This is a genomic window from Rhodococcus wratislaviensis (assembly GCF_900455735.1).
Lineage (GTDB): Bacteria > Actinomycetota > Actinomycetes > Mycobacteriales > Mycobacteriaceae > Rhodococcus_F > Rhodococcus_F wratislaviensis.
The window spans coordinates 125,609-145,442 of sequence record NZ_UAUI01000026.1 but is presented as its reverse complement, the minus strand read 5'-3'; the positions used below and the strand labels follow the sequence as shown (position 1 = coordinate 145,442).

The 19,834-nt window shown below is 67.7% G+C and carries 15 protein-coding genes; 9 read left to right on the top strand and 6 right to left on the bottom strand.

Features of this window, described 5'->3' with window-relative positions; genetic code table 11:
• Positions 1-2 precede the first annotated feature (2 nt).
• Together radA and DTA22_RS31145 are read right to left on the bottom strand one after the other, a co-directional pair.
• A complete protein-coding gene (gene radA / locus DTA22_RS31150; RefSeq protein WP_037206067.1) occupies positions 3-1,385 on the bottom strand; it encodes a DNA repair protein RadA in 1,383 nt (460 codons plus the stop codon).
• Positions 1,386-1,431: 46 nt separating this feature from the next.
• Positions 1,432-2,064 carry a copper chaperone PCu(A)C gene (locus DTA22_RS31145; protein ID WP_112302009.1) on the bottom strand — a complete coding sequence of 211 codons (633 nt, stop codon included), beginning with the start codon at positions 2,062-2,064 and terminating at the stop codon, positions 1,432-1,434.
• 263 nt (positions 2,065-2,327) lie between these two features.
• Between DTA22_RS31145 and carD the strand changes: the two genes are divergently transcribed.
• From carD to DTA22_RS31115, 6 genes are all read left to right on the top strand, one after another.
• Entirely contained in the window at positions 2,328-2,816 is a 489-nt protein-coding gene (gene carD / locus DTA22_RS31140; RefSeq protein ID WP_005262216.1) for an RNA polymerase-binding transcription factor CarD, read from the top strand.
• Between the two features lie 18 nt (positions 2,817-2,834).
• The gene (ispD, locus tag DTA22_RS31135) at positions 2,835-3,515 is read left to right on the top strand and encodes a 2-C-methyl-D-erythritol 4-phosphate cytidylyltransferase (protein ID WP_112302008.1); all 681 of its coding nucleotides are present in this window, start codon (positions 2,835-2,837) and stop codon (positions 3,513-3,515) included.
• Complete coding sequence (gene ispF / locus DTA22_RS31130; protein WP_112302007.1) at positions 3,515-3,991, top strand: 2-C-methyl-D-erythritol 2,4-cyclodiphosphate synthase; 477 nt, start codon at positions 3,515-3,517, stop codon at positions 3,989-3,991. Before ispD ends, ispF begins: the two co-directional genes overlap by 1 nt.
• 11 nt (positions 3,992-4,002) lie before the next feature.
• Positions 4,003-5,397 (top strand): cysteine--tRNA ligase, encoded by a 1,395-nt coding sequence (gene cysS / locus DTA22_RS31125; RefSeq protein ID WP_037242255.1) that lies wholly within the window; start codon positions 4,003-4,005, stop codon positions 5,395-5,397.
• A gap of 2 nt (positions 5,398-5,399) precedes the next feature.
• Positions 5,400-6,368, top strand: coding sequence for a 23S rRNA (guanosine(2251)-2'-O)-methyltransferase RlmB (gene rlmB / locus DTA22_RS31120; protein ID WP_007301532.1), 969 nt, complete (start codon positions 5,400-5,402; stop codon positions 6,366-6,368).
• Positions 6,369-6,521: 153 nt separating this feature from the next.
• Positions 6,522-7,718: a fatty acid desaturase family protein gene (locus DTA22_RS31115; RefSeq protein WP_112302006.1), complete on the top strand. Its 1,197-nt coding sequence runs from the start codon at positions 6,522-6,524 to the stop codon at positions 7,716-7,718.
• Between the two features lie 4 nt (positions 7,719-7,722).
• Here the strand turns inward: DTA22_RS31115 and DTA22_RS31110 are convergent, their stop codons facing one another.
• The 3 genes from DTA22_RS31110 to DTA22_RS31100 all read right to left on the bottom strand — a co-directional run bounded on the left by DTA22_RS31110 (position 7,723) and on the right by DTA22_RS31100 (position 11,659).
• Positions 7,723-8,604, bottom strand: coding sequence for a 5-oxoprolinase subunit C family protein (locus tag DTA22_RS31110; RefSeq protein WP_112302108.1), 882 nt, complete (start codon positions 8,602-8,604; stop codon positions 7,723-7,725).
• A gap of 134 nt (positions 8,605-8,738) precedes the next feature.
• A complete protein-coding gene (gene ald, locus DTA22_RS31105) occupies positions 8,739-9,836 on the bottom strand; it encodes an alanine dehydrogenase (RefSeq protein ID WP_112302005.1) in 1,098 nt (365 codons plus the stop codon).
• 215 nt (positions 9,837-10,051) lie between these two features.
• Positions 10,052-11,659 (bottom strand): PucR family transcriptional regulator, encoded by a 1,608-nt coding sequence (locus tag DTA22_RS31100; RefSeq protein WP_112302004.1) that lies wholly within the window; start codon positions 11,657-11,659, stop codon positions 10,052-10,054.
• A 132-nt stretch (positions 11,660-11,791) separates the two neighbouring features.
• Here DTA22_RS31100 and DTA22_RS31095 point away from each other — a divergent pair, with 132 nt between their 5' ends.
• From DTA22_RS31095 to DTA22_RS31085, 3 genes are all read left to right on the top strand, one after another.
• Positions 11,792-13,363 (top strand): CoA-acylating methylmalonate-semialdehyde dehydrogenase, encoded by a 1,572-nt coding sequence (locus tag DTA22_RS31095; RefSeq protein WP_245973371.1) that lies wholly within the window; start codon positions 11,792-11,794, stop codon positions 13,361-13,363.
• Between the two features lie 20 nt (positions 13,364-13,383).
• Entirely contained in the window at positions 13,384-14,772 is a 1,389-nt protein-coding gene (locus DTA22_RS31090; RefSeq protein ID WP_037242244.1) for an aspartate aminotransferase family protein, read from the top strand.
• Between the two features lie 129 nt (positions 14,773-14,901).
• Positions 14,902-18,183: an NAD-glutamate dehydrogenase domain-containing protein gene (locus DTA22_RS31085; protein WP_112302003.1), complete on the top strand. Its 3,282-nt coding sequence runs from the start codon at positions 14,902-14,904 to the stop codon at positions 18,181-18,183.
• 67 nt (positions 18,184-18,250) lie between these two features.
• On the opposite strand, the gene DTA22_RS31080 is transcribed toward DTA22_RS31085, so the two are convergent.
• Positions 18,251-19,747 carry an APC family permease gene (locus tag DTA22_RS31080; RefSeq protein ID WP_112302002.1) on the bottom strand — a complete coding sequence of 499 codons (1,497 nt, stop codon included), beginning with the start codon at positions 19,745-19,747 and terminating at the stop codon, positions 18,251-18,253.
• Positions 19,748-19,834: the final 87 nt, after the last annotated feature.

The window sequence follows — 19,834 nt, the reverse complement described above, 5'->3', positions numbered from 1 at the left end:
CGTCACCGCAGTGACGCGATGGCCGCCCCCAGGTTCCCGACCTCGGTGACCTTCATGCCCTTCGGGGCCGCCCCGGAGTCGAGGGGAACGATGGCGCGGGTGAATCCGAGGCGGTATGCCTCCGCGAGCCTGCGCCCGACGCCGGGTACCCGGCGGACCTCGCCGGCCAGTCCCACTTCGCCGAGGATCACCAGTCCGTCCGGAACGGGCTTGTCCTTCACCGCGGACGCGACGGCGAGGGCCAGCGCGAGATCGGCGGACGGCTCGGTCATCCGCATTCCGCCGACGGTGGCCGCGTAGACGTCGTTCTTCGCGATCGGCACCCCGCACCGGCGGTCGAGCACGGCCAGGACCATGGCCACGCGGGCGCTGTCGAGCCCGCTCACGGCGCGCCGGGGTGCGGGCATGGACGTGGCCGCCACGAGGGCCTGCACCTCACCGAGGAGGGGCCGTTTGCCGTCCATCATGACGGTGACGGCGGTTCCGGGAACGGCCTCGGCGCGGTGGTGGAGGAACAGTCCGGACGGGTCGCTGATGCCGGCGATGCCGTCTTCCCGCAGTTCGAAGCAACCGACCTCGTCGGCGGCGCCGAAACGGTTCTTGACGCCGCGCACCATCCGCAGCGTGGAGTGTTTGTCGCCCTCGAAGTGCAGCACCACGTCGACGAGGTGCTCGAGCGACCGCGGTCCGGCGACCGCACCGTCCTTGGTGACGTGGCCGATGAGGAGCACCGGCACGCCGCTGGCCTTCGCGAGGGAGGTGAGGGCGCTGGTGACGGCCTTGACCTGGGTGACTCCGCCGACCACGCCGTCGACGTCCGCGGCCAGCATGGTCTGGACGGAGTCGACGATCAGCAGGGTGGGACGCACCTGCTCCACGTGACCGAGGATGGTCGCGAGGTCGGATTCGGCGGCGAGATAGACCCGCTCGTGGACGGCGCCGGTGCGGTCGGCCCGCAGCCGCACCTGTCCGGCGGATTCCTCACCGGTGACGTAGAGGGAACGGTCGTCCGGGCCGCGGCGGGCCCACTGGTGGACCACCTCGAGGAGCAGCGTCGACTTGCCGACACCGGGTTCGCCTGCCAGGAGAACGACGGAACCGGGTACCACGCCGCCGCCGAGAACACGGTCGAGTTCGTCGATGCCCGTGGGCTTGGCGCGGGTGGACGTGCTGTCGATCCGCGTGATCGGAGTGGCCGGGGTGGACGGAAGTACCGCTCCGGCCCCGGCTTTCGCGAGCGAGGCGCCGGGCCGGCTGGCGACGGACGCGACGATCGGGGCCTCGTCCATCGATCCCCAGCTACCGCACTCGGGGCACCGGCCGACCCATTTGGGGACCGTGCACTGGCACGACGAGCAGCGGAAGCTGGTTTTGAGTTTGGCCACCGGGCCAGCCTAGGTATCGGGTCCGACAGCGGACCCGGTCCGGCTGCTAGTGTCCGCCGCCCTCGGCTTCGGATCCGGGGGACGTGTCGGAGACGTGGCGCTCGGTCTCGTGGCCCGCGTCGACGGGAACGGACACGGTGACGTCGCCGGCCTTCTCGAAAGCGAACGTGACGGGGAAGGTGAGGCCCGGGCGGACGCCTTCCTTCAGGCCGTCCAGGGTGACGAGGACGACATCGGCCGGTGCGTCGGCGCTCTCGTCCTTCTGGCCGGCGGCCTCGGCGCCCTCAGCGGCTTCCTGACCGGGCTGGCCGGCGACGAGCGCGGTCTGCGGCGCGATCTCCAGCCCGCCGGCCTTCTCGCCGAGGGCGACGGACTGCGCGAAGTCGGTGCTGATCCGGGTCAACTTGTCCGGGGTGTCTTCGTTGTTGTTGATCGCGGTGAACGCGAGGACGGCGTTGCCGCCCGGCTCGAGGCTGTACTCGGCGGAGTTGGGGTAGACCACGTGCACGTTGCGCAAGGCGATCGACTCGGCGTCCGCGCTGTTGCCGTTGACCGCGGCGACCTGACTCGACGTCTGAGTGATCTGGCCCGCGCTGCAGGCGGACAGCACGAGTGCTGCGCCGGCAGCGAGAGCGACGGCGGTAGCGACTCGGCGAGTCGACTTGTCGAGAGCAGTCACGAGTTGTCCTCCGGTGTCAGGTTCGCACTTCAACTAGGCAGAGTAGTAGTTCGCCCGCGTGGCCTGCTCGCTGGGTACTCACAATGGTTGTCTGCGTGCGGTTTCGGCGCTGGAGAACCGCCCGATCGGGGTGTCCGGAATGCACGTCTCGGGGGCCCTGTCAACCCCTACGGTCAGGCCATGATGCCCCTGACCTGCACCGTTGATGCGACCAGGTTCCGGACACGTGTTAAACTCGAATGATCGAAAGGGGCACGGGACAGATGATTTTTAAGGTCGGAGACACCGTCGTATACCCCCATCACGGTGCGGCGCTGATCGAAGCTATTGAAACCCGCACCATCAAGGGTGAGCAGAAGGAATATCTCGTTCTCAAGGTTGCTCAGGGCGATCTCACCGTACGGGTTCCCGCAGACAACGCAGAGTACGTGGGCGTACGCGACGTCGTCGGCCAGGAAGGTCTCGACAAGGTCTTCCAGGTACTGCGGGCACCGCACACCGAAGAACCCACCAACTGGTCACGCCGCTACAAGGCGAATCTCGAAAAGCTCGCGTCAGGTGACGTCAACAAGGTTGCCGAGGTCGTTCGGGACCTGTGGCGTCGTGAGCAGGATCGCGGCCTGTCCGCAGGAGAGAAGCGCATGCTCGCGAAGGCGCGGCAGATTCTTGTCGGCGAACTCGCACTGGCCGAAGGCACCGACAGCGACAAGGCCGAGACCATCCTCGACGAGGTCCTCGCGGCCGCGTCCTAGACAGCCGCGATACACACAGTGACCGAGGGAAAAGGTCCTGTAGTCGCGCTGGTTCCCGCCGCAGGTCAGGGAGTGCGTTTGGGTGAGAACAAGCCCAAGGCATTCGTTGATCTGGGTGGGACGACCATGCTTACTCGCGCGGTCGACGGGCTCCTGGAGTCGGGGGCTGTCGACCGCGTCGTCGTGATCGTTCCCGAGGAACTCGTCGAGTCGACGCGAACCCTCGTCCCGAGTGAAGTCACCGTTGTGGCCGGTGGAAGCGAGCGGACCGATTCGGTTCGTGCCGGGCTGGCCGTCGCCGACGATGCCGAGTACCTGCTCGTGCACGACGCCGCCCGCGCCCTCACTCCGCCGTCGCTCATCGCGCGGGTGGTCGCGGAACTACGATGCGGCCGCAACGCGGTCATCCCGGTCCTCCCCGTGACGGACACGATCAAAACCGTCGACGTTCTCGGTGCGGTCACCGGCACCCCCGAACGGTCCGAACTTCGGGCCGTGCAGACACCGCAGGGATTCACCGCGGAAGTGCTCCGGCGCGCCTACGACGCCGCCGACGGCATCGCCACGGACGACGCCGGGCTGGTGGAGCGCCTCGGGGAACGGGTCCGCAGCATCGTCGGAGAACCCACAGCATTCAAGATCACCACGCCGCTGGACCTCGTACTGGCCCGCGCGCTGGTGGAAGAGGGAGCGCACTAGTGCGAGTCGGAATCGGGACGGACGTCCACCCGATCGAGCAGGGGCGGCCGTGCTGGATGGCCGGCCTGCTGTTCGAGGACGAGAACGGCTGCTCAGGCCATTCGGACGGCGACGTGGCCGTGCACGCACTCTGCGACGCCCTGCTCTCCGCCGCCGGACTCGGCGATCTCGGCACCGTCTTCGGAACCGGGCGGCCCGAGTGGTCCGGGGTGAGCGGTGCCGCCATGCTCGCCGAGGTACGCCGTCTCCTCGAAGAGGACGACTTCGGCGTCGCCAACGCCGCGGTCCAGGTGATCGGGAACCGGCCGAAGATCGGCCCGCGCCGAAACGAAGCGCAAAAGGTGCTGAGCGACATTCTGGGCGCGCCGGTTTCGGTGTCCGCGACCACCACGGACGGGCTCGGGCTCACCGGCCGCGGCGAGGGGATCGCCGCCATGGCCACCGCGTTGGTCATTCCCGATCGAAGCGCCAGGTAGGATCGCTGGTCGTGACCCTGCGCCTATTCGACACCGAGACGCGGGCCTTGCGTGACTTCGTTCCGCTGGCCCCTGGACACGCATCGGTGTACCTGTGTGGCGCCACGGTGCAGGGCGACCCCCATATCGGCCACGTACGCAGCGGCGTCGCATTCGACGTGCTGCGACGCTGGCTGCTCGCCCACGACTACGACGTGGCGTTCGTCCGCAACGTCACGGACATCGAAGACAAGATCCTGAACAAGGCCGCGGAGGCAGGCAGGCCGTGGTGGGAGTGGGCCGCCACGTTCGAGCGGTCCTTCACGTGGGCCTATCAGCAACTGGGTGTGCTGCCGCCGTCCGTCGAGCCGCGAGCCACCGGCCACATCACGCAGATGGTCGAGATGATGCAGCGCCTCATCGACAACGGCCACGCGTACGCGGCGGGCGGGGACGTCTACTTCGACGTCCGCAGCTACCCCCGGTACGGCAGCCTGTCCGGGCACAAACTCGATGACGTCCACCAGGGCGAGAGCGCCGGCGAATGCAAGCGCGATCCCCGCGACTTCACGCTGTGGAAGGCGGAGAAGCCGGGCGAGCCGTCGTGGCCGACGCCGTGGGGCCGGGGCCGGCCGGGCTGGCACCTCGAATGCTCCGCGATGGCCGAGTTCTATCTCGGGGCGGCGTTCGACATCCACTGCGGTGGCCTGGACTTGGTGTTCCCGCACCACGAGAACGAGATCGCGCAGGCCAAGTGCTCCGGTGACGACTTTGCGCAGTACTGGCTGCACAACGGCTGGGTCACCATGGGTGGCGAGAAGATGTCGAAGTCGCTCGGCAACGTTCTCTCGGTGCCGAACGTGTTGAAAAAGGTTCGGCCGCAAGAGCTTCGCTACTACCTGGGTAGTGCCCACTACCGGTCGATGCTCGAATACTCCGACACCGCGCTCGACGAGGGGGCCGCGGCGTTCCGCCGGATCGAATCGTTCGTGCTGCGCACGCAGGAGCGTGCCGGTGAGGTACCGGTCGGACGGTGGACCGAGGCGTTCGCTCGCGCGCTCGACGACGACCTCGCCGTCCCCGCCGCGCTCGCCGAGGTGCACGGCAAGGTCCGCGAGGGCAACATCGCCCTCGACGGTGGCGACCTCGAGGGTGCGCGCGAGATCGCGTCGCAGGTCCGGGCCATGCTCGGAATCCTCGGCGTGGACCCGCTGGACGAGCACTGGACTCAGGAGACCGCGGACGCGTCCGCGGCAACCGATGCCCTGGACGTTCTGGTCCGGGCCGAACTCGAGCGCAGGCAGAGTGCCCGCGCCGAGAAGAACTGGGCTGTGGCCGACGAGGTGCGTGACCGTCTCATCCGGGCGGGCATCGAGGTCACCGATACCCCCAACGGGCCCGAGTGGTCTCTCAAGGCAGGACAGTAGTAATGGCTGGAAATTCGAGTAGGCGCGGAGCCATCCGCAAGGCCGGTACCAAGAAGGGGCAGGTCGCCGGCTCCGGTGGCCAGCGCCGCAAGGGACTGGAAGGCCGCGGCGCCACCCCGCCCGCGGAAGCACGCACCAAGCACCCCGCCGCCAAGCGTGCCGCGCGCGCAGCCAGGGAAGCCGACAAGCAGCCCGGCCGCGGTCGTCAGACCGCCGGACGCAAGGTGCTCGACGGCCCCGAGAACGTGCTGGGCCGCAACCCCGTCGTCGAGTGCCTGCGCGCCGGTGTCCCCGCGACCGCGCTGTACGTCGCGGTCGGGACCGAGAGCGACGATCGCCTGAAGGAATCCGTTCAGCGGGCGGCCGACGCGGGCATCTCCATCCTCGAGGTTCCCCGGACCGATCTCGACCGGCTCAGCGCCAACGGCATGCACCAGGGCATCGCATTGCAGGTGCCGCCGTACCGCTACGCGCACCCCGACGACCTGATCGCGGAAGCCCGCAAGCATCAGGAGGCGCCGCTGCTCGTGGCCCTCGACAACATCACCGATCCCCGCAACCTCGGTGCCGTCGTGCGTTCGGTGGCCGCATTCGGTGGTCACGGTGTGGTGATCCCGGAGCGGCGCAGTGCGTCGGTCACCGCGGTCGCGTGGCGGACGAGCGCCGGCGCGGCAGCCCGCCTGCCGATCGCCCGAGCCACCAATCTCACTCGCACGCTGAAGGATTGGGCGTCCAAGGGCGTTCAGGTGGTCGGTCTCGATGCGGGTGGCGACACCACCCTCGACGAGTTCGACGGCAGCGGCCCCGTGGTGGTCGTGGTCGGCTCCGAGGGTAAGGGACTGTCGCGTCTCGTCCGCGAGAACTGCGACGCCATCCTCAGCATCCCGATGGCAGGCCCCGTCGAATCACTCAACGCGTCCGTCGCCGCGGGTGTCGTGCTCGCCGACATCGCCCGCCGTCGCCGCGGCTAGGCTCCCGGACCCGTCCAAGCCCGCACGGTCGGTAGTGGGCTGAGGGCGGCGCTGTCAACGCTGTCGACACCTACCGTAGACCTACAGTGTTGACAGGCTGCTACCACCGGCGTTCACTGAGGTCATCAGTGGCCGCGAGGTTGGAGGCCGGTCATGGCAATCACCGATATCAAGGAGTACGCGCACCTCACCCAGCAGGACGTCGAGGCGCTCGGATTCGAACTCGACGCACTACGCCGCGACGTCGCGGAGTCCCTCTGCGAGAAGGATGCGACGTACATCCGCCGCACCATCGCGTTCCAGCGGTTGCTCGACGGCCTCGCGCGACTGGTGATCCACGGCAGCCGGACGTCCACCGGGGTGGTCCTCGGTACGACGGCACTGGGTGTGGCCAAGAGCGTGGAGAACATGGAGATCGGGCACAACGTCTCGCACGGGCAGTGGGACTGGATGAACGATCCCGAGATCCACTCGAGCACCTGGGAGTGGGATCAGGTGGGGCCGTCGTCGCAGTGGAAGTATGCGCACAACTTCCGGCACCACAAGTACACCAACGTGCTCGGAATGGACGAGGACGTCGGGTTCGGCGTCATGCGGGTCACCCGTGATCAGGAATGGCGCCCCATCCACCTGGTGCAACCGATTCAGAATCTTCTGCTCGCGGCGACGTTCGAATGGGGCATCGCGCTCCACGATCTGCTTCCGCCCAGTGCCGAGGACAAGGCGAGCCGGCGTCTCCGTCCACCGGTGCGAGATCTGCTCGGCAAGATCGCGCGGCAGATGGGCAAAGATTACGTGCTGTTCCCCGTTCTCAGCGGGCGTCGGTGGCGACGAACGCTGAAGGCGAATCTCGTCGCCAACCTGCTACGGAACGTGTGGTCGTACGTCGTGATCTTCTGCGGTCACTTCCCCGACGGAGCAGAGAAATTCACGCTCGCGGAACTGGAGGACGAAAGCCGGGCCGAGTGGTATCTGCGCCAGATGCTCGGCACCGCGAACTTCCGGGCCGGAGCTGTCATGGCCTTCATGAGCGGCAACCTGTGCTATCAGATCGAGCACCATCTCTTCCCCGATATCCCCAGCAATCGGTACGCCGAGATCTCGACTGCGGTGCGCGGCCTGTGCGAGAAGTACGACCTGCCGTACACCACCGGTTCGCTTGCGCGGCAGTACCTTCTGACGCTGCGCACCATTCACAAGCTGGCGCTGCCCAACCGATTCCTCCGGGCGACGTCCGACGATGCGCCGGAGACGGCCTCGGAAGCGAAGTTCCGTGGGAGGTCGGTGCTCGGAGCCGATCCCGTGACCGGGCGTCTTCGCGGGCTCAGGACCGCGCTCGCCGCGAGGTAGGCCGTCACCGCGGAATGCTCGACGCCACCATTCGGTGGAATCGGACCCGGTGCCCGGGCCGCAATTGCGCGGCCACCGGAAGATCGGCCTCGGCGACCACAGCGATCACCGGATAGCCGCCGGTCACCGGATGATCGGCGAGAAACAGGATGGGCTGACCGTTGGGCGGCACTTGCAGCGCCCCCGCCACCATGGCCTCGCTCGGCATCTCTCCCGGCACGGCGCGGTGCAGCGGTCCAGGACCCTCGAGCCGCGCCCCCACGCGATTGGTGTCGGAGCTGACCGTCCACGTCTCGCGGAGAAGCGCCTCGACCGACGCTGGTGTGAACCAGTCGTCCCGCGGCCCGAGCCGCACCCGCATCATCAGCGGATCCTCGGGAGCGACGGGCGGGGGGATGATCTCGTCCGCAGGCCAGTCGCCGGCATCCGCACCGACCAGCAGCCGATCACCCTCGGCGACGGGATCGGGGCCGATACCCGACAGAGTGTCGGTGGACCGGCTCCCCATCACCGCCGGCACGTCGAAACCTCCGCGCGCCGCGACGTAGCTTCGAAGTCCCTCCGAGGCGAACGCGATCTCCAGCAGGTCACCGGCAGTCAGGTGCAGCATCGTGTAGTCGGGCCGGGGTTCGGAATTGACGGTGATGGGATTGCGGGCGCCCGTGACGGCGACGGAGACGGTCCCGGCCGCACGCACCGCGAGCCCACCGAGCGTGACCTCCAGCGTCGCTGCGTCGGAGTGGTTACCCACCAACCGGTTTGCGCTGTCGTGCGCGTCGCGGTCGGCGGCACCCGACTCGCCGACGCCGATCGACGCGTAACCGGGGCGGCCCCGATCCTGCACGGTGGTGAAGGGTCCGGTGCGCACGACCTCGAGCCAAGCCATCGTTCGATTGTCCCGCATCCACAGCGCTTCTGGATACGCTCTCGCCGATCTCGATTCGCGCCCCGTGTGTACGCGTCGCACCGTTACGGAGGTGCGCGACGCGTACACACGGGCTGCAGATCAGCCGCTCAGGACTATGCTGCGGCCGTATAGCCGTGCGCGGCAGCGACTTCGGTGGACAGCAGCTGGCCGTCGTGGGTGGACAGTCCCTCGGCGAGGCCGGGGACGGTCGCGGTGGCCTCCTGCCAGCCCTTGTCGGCGAGGGCGACGACGTAGGGGAGGGTGGCGTTGGTGAGGGCGTAGGTGGAGGTGCGGGGGACGGCGCCGGGCATGTTGGCGACACAGTAGAACACGGAGTCGTGGACCTGGTAGGTGGGTTCGGCGTGGGTGGTGGGTTTCGAGTCCTCGAAGCAGCCGCCCTGGTCGATGGCGATGTCGACGAGCACGGAGCCGGGCTTCATCCGCGAGACGAGGTTGTTGGAGACGAGGGTGGGGGCCTTGGCGCCGGGGACGAGGACGGCGCCGATGACGAGGTCGGCGTCGAGGACGGCCTGTTCGAGTTCGAGGCTGTTGGAGGTGATGGTCTTGACCTGGCCGTGGTACTGGTCGTCGATCTCGCGGAGGCGGGCGATGGACAGGTCGAGGACGGTGACGTCGGCGTGCATGCCGTAGGCGACGGCGATCGCGTTCTTACCGGAGACGCCGGCGCCGATGACGACGACCTTCGCCGGGCGCACGCCGGGGACACCGCCCATGAGGACGCCGCGGCCACCGCCCTGGCGCATGAGGTGGTAGGCGCCGGCCTGCGGGGCGAGGCGTCCGGCGACCTCGCTCATCGGGGCGAGCAGGGGGAGGGAGCCGTCGGCGCCGACGACGGTTTCGTAGGCGATGGAGGTGGTCTTCGACGTGAGCAGGGCGTCGGTGCAGTCCTTGGAGGCGGCCAGGTGAAGGTAGGTGAAGAGCACCTGGTCCTGGCGCAGGCGGGCGTATTCCTCGGCGATGGGTTCTTTGACCTTCAGGAGCAGGTCGGCGGCGTCCCATACCTGGTCGGCGGCCTGGAGGATCTGTGCGCCTGCGGCTTTGAAGTCCTCGTCGGCGAAGGACGAGCCGATGCCGGCGCCGGATTCGATGATCACTTCGTGGCCGCGTTCGCTGAGTTCGTGGACACCGGCGGGGCTGATGGCCACGCGGTATTCGTGGTTCTTGATCTCGCGGGGGATGCCGATCTTCATGAGAGCTCCGTGTTGTCGGAAATTCGATTGGTAGGTGCCAATAGTGAAGAAAGCGTCCTTTCATGCCAACAGTTGTGAAGATAATTCTCAACATTGGTGCGATGGCGCGCGACTATTCGGACGCGGGCACCCTGAGCTGGTCCTCGTCGAAGGATGTTCGGCCCAGTGGCTTCGCCCCCGTGAGTACTTATTAACCGCCCGCCGTTAATAAGTACTCACGGGTGGCGGAGCCGCAGGATCAGCATGGCCGTGTGCAGCGACGTCCGGGACTCGGCGTCGTCGAGGTCGACGCCGAGCAGCCGCTGGATCGTGGCCAGTTTCGCGTAGAGCGTGGGGCGAGAGAGGTGGAGCTGTTTCGCGAGTTCCGTCTTGTTGCCACCGAGTTCGAGGAAGCTGCGCAGGACGTCGACACTGTCACCGCCGTGTCGCGCCTGATGTTCCAGCAGGCCGCGGAGTTCGGTCTCGGCGAATGCCTGCACCCGCGGATCGGTCCGGATGAGGGCGAGGAGACCGCGCAACCGGATGTCGGCTGCTCGGTGAAAAACCTTGTCGCCCGGTGGCAACGACAGCGCGACCTCGGCGATGTGAGCGGATTCCGTCAGGCCGCCCGCGGCGTCCAGGAGTCGGGTCGATTCGGGACCGACACCGATCGTGCAATGGAGGACGCCGTCGAGCCGGGTGAGCGCGGCACGAATCGCCTCGCAGAGCTCGAACAGCGCGTCGGGTGTGGACGCCGGCGGATGGGACAGGAGCAGGTCGATCTGTCCGGCCCGGGTGTTCGCCGTGAGTGCCGTTTGCCGCGACGTCCGGACCGCGTGGCGGACGGCGTCCAGCATGTTCACTCGGCGTCGCTGCGCGAGAACCTGGTCGGCGCTGGCGGTTTCGCCGACCCGGACCGTCATCGGCAGGTAGGTCAGTGCCGGCCGGAGGCCGAGCGCATGGGCGCGCGCCGTCGCCTCGGCCTCGTCCTGGATGCGTCCGCGGCGGAGTTCGTCGACGAGTCCGCTCTGGGCCTGCTGCTCGAGCGCGGTCCGGTCCTGCTCGACCATGCGGTTCAGTGCGAGCGCCTGCGCGGCACGCTCGAGGGTCATCCGCGCCCGACCTTCGGCGGCGACGGGGCGAGGAGCGACGAGTCGTCCCCACTCCTGCCGATGCGCGCCGACGGGCGTCGCCGTCCACGACTCCGGGCCGTCGACCGCGGTCTGATGCGACACGGGTGTCAGCCGCGACCGACGTTCCCACTCGGCGAGGAGATCCGCCGCCGTGGTTCCCTGCGCCGCGAAGGCCAGTACCTGCCGGTTGAGGTCCTCGAGCACGATCGGGGCGCCGAGCATGCCGGCCGCGGCGTCGACGATCTCACCGAGCGACGCCCGCTTCATGCTCAGGTCGGTGAAGACCTCGTGCACGTGCCGGGCGAACGCGACCTCGTCGTACTGCTCCGCGACGATCGATCGGTGCACTTCCTCCGTGACCTCGACGAACCGGATCTGGCGGTGCAGTGCAATGACGGGAAACGACAGTCTGTCGGCGGCGCGCGCCACCCCGTCCGGCACGGTGTCGACGTGGACGCCGAGTTCGACGACGAGTCCGGCTGCGCCCGCCGCGGCCAGTCCCTCCAGGTACGCCACGCTCGACGAATCGTCGGCGAGGGGCTGGCCGGTGGTGAGGACGAGTTCGCCACCCTGGAGAAGGTTCGACAGGTCGGGTAGATCGCTGACGTGTACCCACCGGACCGGTCTGTCGAGCTGTCCGCCGCCGATCACCTCGGGCGCCCCCGCCTGCACGACCGGGAGCCCCAGGATGTCGACGATGGTGGGCTGCATTTACGCAGTGTAAATCAGAAGTCGTATTTATATACAGATCGTCGGGCTCCGGGGGCTGGTTGACGGACCAGAGTGAAGACATCGCACTCCGCGCGGACTTTCCGCGTATCGGCTCTCTCGGTAAGGACACCCATGACACACAGCGATGGCGCAGCGCAGACCCGGACCATCTCGCACTCCGCCGAAGGCCGGACCATCTCGCACTCCGCCGAAGGCCGGACCATCTCGCATTGGTTCGACAACAAGAGTTTCACCGGTACGAGCGGCAACACCGCCCCGGTCACCAACCCGGCCACCGGTGCCGTGACCGGTCAGGTCGCCCTGGCCAGCGTCGAGGACGCCCGCGCCGTCATCGACGCCGCCGCGGCCGCGTTCCCCGCCTGGCGCGACACCTCCCTCGCCAAGCGTTCCTCCATCGTGTTCAAGTTCCGGGAACTGCTCAACGCCCGCAAGGGCGAACTCGCCGAGATCATCACCTCCGAGCACGGCAAGGTCGTCTCCGACGCACTCGGTGAGGTCTCCCGCGGCCAGGAAGTCGTCGAATTCGCCTGCGGCATGCCCCACCTGCTCAAGGGCGGCATGACCGAAAACGCCTCCACCAACATCGACGTCTCCTCCATCCGCCAACCCGTCGGCCCGGTCGGGATCATCTCCCCGTTCAACTTCCCCGCCATGGTCCCGATGTGGTTCTTCCCCATCGCCATCGCCGCCGGCAACACCGTCGTCCTCAAGCCCAGCGAGAAGGACCCGACCGCCGCGATCTGGATGGCCGAACTCTGGGCCGAGGCCGGACTCCCGGCCGGGGTGTTCAACGTCCTGCAGGGCGACAAGACCGCCGTCGACGAACTGCTCACCAACCCCGCCGTCAAGGCCATCAGCTTCGTCGGCTCCACCCCCATCGCCCAGTACGTGTACGCCACCGGCACCGCCCACGGCAAACGCGTCCAGGCACTCGGCGGGGCCAAGAACCACGCCATCGTCCTGCCGGACGCCGACCTCGACCTCGCCGCCGACGCCATGGTCAACGCCGGCTTCGGCTCCGCCGGCGAACGCTGCATGGCCATCTCCGCCCTGGTCGCGGTCGGGGACATCGCCGACGAACTGGTCGCCAAGATCAAAGAGCGCACCGACACCCTCAAGATCGGCGACGGCACCCAGGACTCCGACATGGGCCCGCTGGTGACGAAGGTGCACCGCGACAAGGTTGCCTCCTACATCGACGCCGGCGAACAGGACGGCGCCACCATCGTCGTCGACGGGCGGACCGTGCAGGCGAATGGCGGTGCGGACGGGTTCTGGCTCGGACCCACCCTGATCGACCACGTCACCACCGACATGAGTGTGTACACCGACGAAATCTTCGGCCCCGTCCTGTCCGTCATCCGCGTCGAGTCCTACGACGAAGCCCTGGAACTGGTGAACTCCAGCCAGTTCGGCAACGGCACCGCCATCTTCACCAACGACGGCGGCGCCGCCCGGCGGTTCCAGAACGAGGTCGAGGTCGGCATGGTCGGCATCAACGTCCCCATCCCCGTCCCCATGGCCTACTACAGCTTCGGGGGCTGGAAGAACTCCCTGTTCGGCGACACCCACGCCCACGGCACCGAAGGCATCCACTTCTTCACCCGCGGCAAGGTCGTCACCACCCGCTGGCTCGACCCCAGCCACGGCGGCCTCAACCTCGGATTCCCCCAGAACAACTGAGCCGGAAAGGACCTACGGTCATGACGACGACAGTCTCCCAGGAACTTTTGCCCACCGGTCAGTCCCTCGACGCGGCCCGCGTCGAAGGGGAGCGCGCGTATGCCCTCGACCGGGCGCATGTGTTCCACTCGTGGTCCGCGCAGGAGCAGATCACCCCGATGACGATCCTCGCGTCCGAGGGTTCGTACGTGTGGGACGGTGCCGGGAACCGCATGCTCGACTTCTCGTCCCAGCTCGTCAACACGAACGTCGGGCATCAGCACCCCAAAGTCGTTGCCGCCATTCAGGACCAGGCCGCGAAGCTGTGCACCATCGCGCCGCAGTACGTGAACGACGCCCGCTCCGAGGCCGCGCGGCTGATCGCCGAGCGGACTCCGGGTGACCTGAACAAGGTGTTTTTCACCAACGGCGGCGCCGACGCCAACGAGCATGCGGTGCGCATGGCCCGGCTGCACACCGGCCGCTACAAGGTGCTGTCGCGGTACCGCTCGTACCACGGCGGCACGGACACCGCGATCAACCTCACCGGCGATCCGCGCCGGTGGCCCAACGACTACGGCAACAGCGGAGTCGTCCACTTCCACGGACCGTTCCTGTACCGGTCGCAGTTCCACTCGGAGAACGAGCAGCAGGAAACCGAGCGCGCGCTCGAGCACCTCGACCAGCTGATCCGCCTCGAGGGGCCGAACTCGATTGCAGCGATCGTGCTCGAATCGGTTCCCGGGACCGCGGGGATCATGGTGCCCCCGCCCGGTTACATGGCCGGTGTCCGCGAGATCTGCGACCGCTACGGCATCGTGTTCATCGCCGACGAGGTGATGTCCGGGTTCGGCCGGACCGGAAAATGGTTCGCGATCGACCATTTCGGTGTCGTTCCCGACCTGATCACGTTCGCGAAGGGGGTCAACTCCGGTTACGTCCCGCTCGGTGGTGTCGCGATCAGCGAGAAGATCGCGGCGACGTTCGCCAACCGGCCGTACCCCGGCGGGCTCACCTACTCGGGACATCCGCTCGCCACCGCGGCCGCCGTCGCGACGATCAACGCGATGGAGGACGAGCGGATCGTCGAGAACGCGGCCCGGATCGGCAGCGAGATCCTCGGTCCGGGACTGCGTGGCCTCGCCGACCGGCACCCGTCGATCGGTGAAGTCCGCGGACTCGGCGTGTTCTGGGCGATCGAACTCGTCGCCGACCGCGCCACGAAGGAACCGCTCGCTCCGTACGGCGCCTCCAGTCCGGCGATGAACGAGGTGATCGCGGCGTGCAAGGCAGGAGGATTGCTGCCGTTCGCCAACTTCAATCGGATTCACGCTGTGCCGCCGTGCACCGTCACCGAGGCCGAGGCCCGCGAAGGACTCGCGATCCTCGACACGGTTCTCGACATCGCGGATGCACACCGCAACTCCTGACACACCCCGTCTGCCGACACACCCGTGTCCTGACACTCGATCCGTCCCGCGGTCAATGGCGCCCGCGGGGCGGATCTTTCCCTTTTCCACGACAACCACACGGCGCCCGGATCTCAACGGAGAGAATCTATGAGCTCGACCACGTCCACGCTCGCACTGTCACTGCCGGAAGGCTATGTCGAAGAACAGGATCGGCCGCCGGCTCCCGACGTCGCAATCCTCGACCGATTGACTGCCGATGCATTCGACCTGCACGTCGACACCGTCGGACCGCCCGAGAACCGGCAACTTCGGGTCACGCTCTACAGCGGAGGCTCGACCGTGTCGCTCGAGCGGGTGCTCCGGCTTCTCGGGAGCCTCGACCTCGAGGTCGTCGACCAGCGGACGTCGGTGTTCCGCCGCGCCGACGGACTGGTGTGCCGGCTCTACGACTTCCAGGTGTCCGCGGGACCGCTCGTCACGTCCGCGGTGGCGTCGGGATCCGTCGAACCCGAGGCTGTCCTGGAGACGTTCCGTGCGTTGTGGTCGGGAAGGGCGGAGGCGGATCGGTTCAACGTGCTGGTGCTCGCCGCCGGCCTGGACTGGCGGGAGGTCGTGCTCCTGCGCGCGTACGCCCGCTTTCTGCGGCAGAGTGCTCTGCCCTACGACCAGGGCCGGATCGAGGCGGTCCTGCTGTCGCGTCCCGAGTTCGCGTCGGCGCTCGTGGATCTGTTTCACGCGCACTTCGACCCATCGCGTCCCGGCGGCGGCACGTCCCGCGACGACGAGGTCGAACATCGTGCCCGCCGACTCGAATCGCTGCTCGCCGACGTGGAGGGCCTCGACGCCGACCGCATCCTGCGCGCCTACTCGGGCCTCGTCGCGGCGACGACCCGCACCAACTTCTATCGGGACGGAGCCCTCGGTCCGGATCGTCCCCAGTTGTCGCTGAAATTCCGTTCCGCCGAGATCGACGAGCTTCCGCGTCCGCGGCCGTTCTACGAGGTCTTCGTGTATTCACCGGACATGGAGGGCGTGCACCTGCGATACGGACCCGTCGCGCGCGGCGGGCTCCGCTGGTCCGATCGCCTCGACGACTACCGCACCGAGATCCTCGGACTCGTCAAGGCGCAGGCCGTGAAGAACGCCGTCATCGTACCCGCGGGCGCCAAGGGCGGTTTCGTCGTGCGCAATCCGTCGTCCACCGGCCAAGTGTGCTACCGGCAGTTCATCTCCGGGCTGCTCGACGTCACCGACAACCGTTCGGACACAGCCGAATCGGTTCACCCCGACCGGGTCGTCTGCCGGGACGGCGACGACCCCTACCTCGTGGTGGCGGCGGACAAGGGCACGGCCACGTTCTCCGACACCGCCAACGAGGTGGCCCGGACGTACGACTTCTGGCTCGGTGACGCGTTCGCGTCCGGCGGTTCGGTCGGCTACGACCACAAGAAGATGGGCATCACCGCGAAGGGTGCGTGGGTGAGCGTCACCCGGCATCTGGCCGAACTCGGTATCGACGTCGACCGTGACAGTTTCACGGTCACGGGGATCGGCGACATGAGCGGCGACGTCTTCGGGAACGCCATGCTGGCGAGTGCCGGCATCGGGCTGGTCGCCGCGTTCGACCACCGCCACATCTTCGTCGACCCCACTCCCGGCGGGGAGCAGGCCTGGCAGGAACGCCGCCGGTTGTTCGAGCTGCCGAGGTCGTCGTGGGCCGACTACGACCGGACCCTCATCAGTGCAGGCGGCGGCGTCTGGTCGCGGGAGAGCAAATCGATTCCGGTGAGCAGCCAGATGCGGACGGCGCTCGGTCTCGCTTCGTCGGTGACGACGTTGACGCCGCCGGAGATGATCCGCGCCATCCTCGCCGCCCCGGTGGATCTCCTGTTCAACGGCGGAGTCGGGACGTACGTCAAGGCCTCGTCGGAGTCGCACACGGGTGCGGGTGACAAAGCGAACGACACCGTCCGGATCGATGCGGGCCGGCTGCGCGCGCGGGCCGTCGCCGAGGGCGGCAACCTGGGCATGACGCCGCTCGCCCGCATCGAGTTCGCCCGCACGGGTGGGCTCGTCAATACGGATGCACTGGACAATTCGGCAGGAGTGGACTGCTCCGACCACGAGGTGAACATCAAGATCCTGCTCGACTCGCTGCCCGTCGACCGGCGGCTGGATCCGGTGCGGCGCTCGGACCTGCTCGGGACGCTCACCGACGACGTGTCGGAACTCGTGCTCGCGAACAATCGCGCGCAGAACCGGGTGCTGGGCGACGCCCGGTCGAACGCCCACCGGATGGTGGACGTGCACTCGAGGATGGTGAACGACCTGGTCGACAAGCGCGGTCTGGACTGCGACCTGGAGGCGCTTCCGAACCCCGACGGTTTCGCCGAACTCTCGGAGGCAGGGTTCGGGCTGACCTCGCCGGAACTGGCGACCCTCCTCGCCCACGCCAAGCTGGATCTGAAAGCGGAACTCGAGGATACGGACGTCTTCTCCGACGGGTACTTCTCCGAACGGCTCGGCGCGTACTTCCCGGCCGCGCTGCGCTCCGTCCTCCCCGTCGACGCGCATCCCCTCCGCCAGGAGATCCTCGCCACCGAGATCGTGAACGACATCTTCGCCCGCGGCGGGCTCACGTACGCGTACCGGCTGCGCGAGGAGACGGGGGCCGGGCCCGCGGATGTGGTGCGCGCGTTCGTCATCACGTCGGAAGTGTTCGGGCTTGCGGAACTCTGGTCCGACATCGCCGCGGCGAAGCTGCCACCGGCGACGGAGTACGAACTGGTCGTCGAGGCCCGCCGGCTGCTCGACCGGGCGTCGCGGTGGTTCCTCGCCAACCGTCGTCAGCCGCTGTCGGTGGACGACGAGATCGACAACTTCCGGTGCCACGTCCACACGCATTCCGGCGACGTCGGCGGATGGCTCCGCGGCGCGGAGGCGCTGGCGATGGAGGACACGCGTCGCTCCTACGACCGGGCGGGCGTCGAGACGTCCATCGCCCGGCGTATCGCGGACGGCCTCTACCGGTTCAGCCTGCTCGACATCGTGGACGTCGCCCGCGAACTGGAGCACGACGTCGCCGAGGTGGCGCCGCTCTACTTCGCCCTCTCCGATCACCTCGGCGTGGATCGATGGCTGATCAAGGTGTCGGCGCTTCCGCGGGGTGAACGGTGGCACACCCTCGCCCGGGTGGCGCTGCGTGACGACCTGTACCGCTCCGTCCGGCTCCTGACCCGGGACGTCCTGTCCTCGGGGGAGCCCGGTGATGCACCGGACTCCCGGATTCTGCTGTGGGAGAGTGCGAATCGAGCGAGGAACGAACGGGCTCGCCGGACGCTGGGGGAGATCGACGCCGCGTCCACCCACGATCTCGCGTCGCTGTCGGTCGCGGCGCGCCACGTGCGCTCGATGGCGGATCTGCACTGACACAATGCGCTTCGCGCCTGTGAGTACTTATTAACCTCGGGCGGTTAATAAGTACTCACGGGCGAAGCTACAGGGTGCGTGCAGGATCGATGGTGGGTGCTTCGTCCTCGTCGTCGTCGGGTACGAAGTCGGCTTCGACGGCGGAGGCCGGTTCCTTCCAGATCCAGGGCTGACCGTCCTGGACGACGCGCCGGTAGGCGTACAGCACGATCGACAGCGACAGGACGACGACGCCGACGATGAGTTCCTTCGTGCTGCCGTATCCCGTGATGGAGGCGCTGAGCGCGCCGACGACGACCATGATCGTGTCGACGACGACCAGGAGACCGGCGATGTACACCCACTGCTTGCCGAGCTTGATGGGGCGATGGGCGTCCGGTTCGTCGCGGCGCAGGTTGAGGAAGCCGGTCAGCGACAGAATGTGGCAGATGAGGTAGCCGACGATGCCGGCGACGATGACAGCGAGGGCCTCGCCGACGAACAGGATCAGGATGACGTTGACGAGCAGATCCAGCGACATGGCACGCCCCGGGACCTTGAAACGGTTGAGCTCACCGAGTTGCTTGATGGTAAGGCCCTCCCGGGCGCTGCCGTGGAGTACGCGTCCGCCGTCGGCGGTGGTCATGACCATCAGGAGGACGAGGCCGGCGATGAGGCAGATCGCCATCACGATGTCGCCACCGGGGAAGAGGCTTTCGAACACGGTCAGGTAGAAGGAGACGGGGTTTTCGGCGACATCCGCCTGGTCGACGAGTCCGCCGACGCCGAACGGGACGAGGATGTAGACGGCGATGACGAAGAAACCGGCCAGTCGCAATGCAATTCGGCTGTCTCGGATGGTGTCGCGGAATTCGGGCACGAACGAGGCGACGGCCTCGATGCCGTACACCGACCAGGCGAGGACGAACATCCAGGCGATCGCGGTGCGCCAGCCTGCTTCACCGCTGGCGGCGATGTCCCAGTGCAGATTGCTCATCGACCAGTTGTCGGACAGGAGGGGAGCGGCCGCGAAGACGACGATCGGGACGAGGACGAGCGCGCCGGTCGCGTACATCAGCCACATCGCGGGTCGCATGCCCAGGACGTTCAGGCCCCAGCCCATGACCAGCACGCCGAGTGCGATGACGTGGGGGAGTCCGATGGTGGCCAGGCCCGTGGAGAATGTCCACGTCTCTTCGGGGAACCATTCGGCCTGGACCAGCTTTCCGATCTGCAGACCGTAGATGGCGAGTGAACTGGACCAGGAGAACCAGTAGCCGTACGTCGCGAGCGGACCGACGAGGGTCGACCGGGTCCGCCAGCCCTGGTGGGCGTACATCGAGATGCCGCCGACCTTGTCGACGAACATGCTGGCCATCTCGGAGTAGATGAAGTTCTGTAGGCACGCGAGGACCGCGACGGCGCCGAGGAGGACGAGCGTCGTCCACGCGCCGATCAGGCCGATTGCGTACCCCATGCCGACGAAGAGTGCGGCGGGGATCGAGAGGCTGATCGTGAAGCCGTCCCACCACCGCAGGTTCTTCTCATAGGTGTGGTCGTCGGCGAAGGAATCGTGCAGGCTCACGGGATTCTCCAGTTCTGGGCCTTGTCGGCGCAGTGTGTGTATTCAGAATGCGGCCCTCGGCGACTCGAGTCGAGTGGGGGTGGAGGC

Bases quoted from the DNA above. Each gene is read 5' to 3' on its own strand.
- rlmB (WP_007301532.1), top strand. From the start codon at position 5,400: ATGGCTGGAAATTCGAGTAGGCGCGGAGCCATCCGCAAGGCCGGTACC.
- DTA22_RS31115 (WP_112302006.1), top strand. From the start codon at position 6,522: ATGGCAATCACCGATATCAAGGAGTACGCGCACCTCACCCAGCAGGAC.
- ald (WP_112302005.1), bottom strand. From the start codon at position 9,836: ATGAAGATCGGCATCCCCCGCGAGATCAAGAACCACGAATACCGCGTG.
- DTA22_RS31100 (WP_112302004.1), bottom strand. From the start codon at position 11,659: ATGCAGCCCACCATCGTCGACATCCTGGGGCTCCCGGTCGTGCAGGCG.
- DTA22_RS31110 (WP_112302108.1), bottom strand. From the start codon at position 8,604: ATGGCTTGGCTCGAGGTCGTGCGCACCGGACCCTTCACCACCGTGCAG.
- DTA22_RS31095 (WP_245973371.1), top strand. From the start codon at position 11,792: ATGACACACAGCGATGGCGCAGCGCAGACCCGGACCATCTCGCACTCC.
- carD (WP_005262216.1), top strand. From the start codon at position 2,328: ATGATTTTTAAGGTCGGAGACACCGTCGTATACCCCCATCACGGTGCG.
- DTA22_RS31090 (WP_037242244.1), top strand. From the start codon at position 13,384: ATGACGACGACAGTCTCCCAGGAACTTTTGCCCACCGGTCAGTCCCTC.
- DTA22_RS31085 (WP_112302003.1), top strand. From the start codon at position 14,902: ATGAGCTCGACCACGTCCACGCTCGCACTGTCACTGCCGGAAGGCTAT.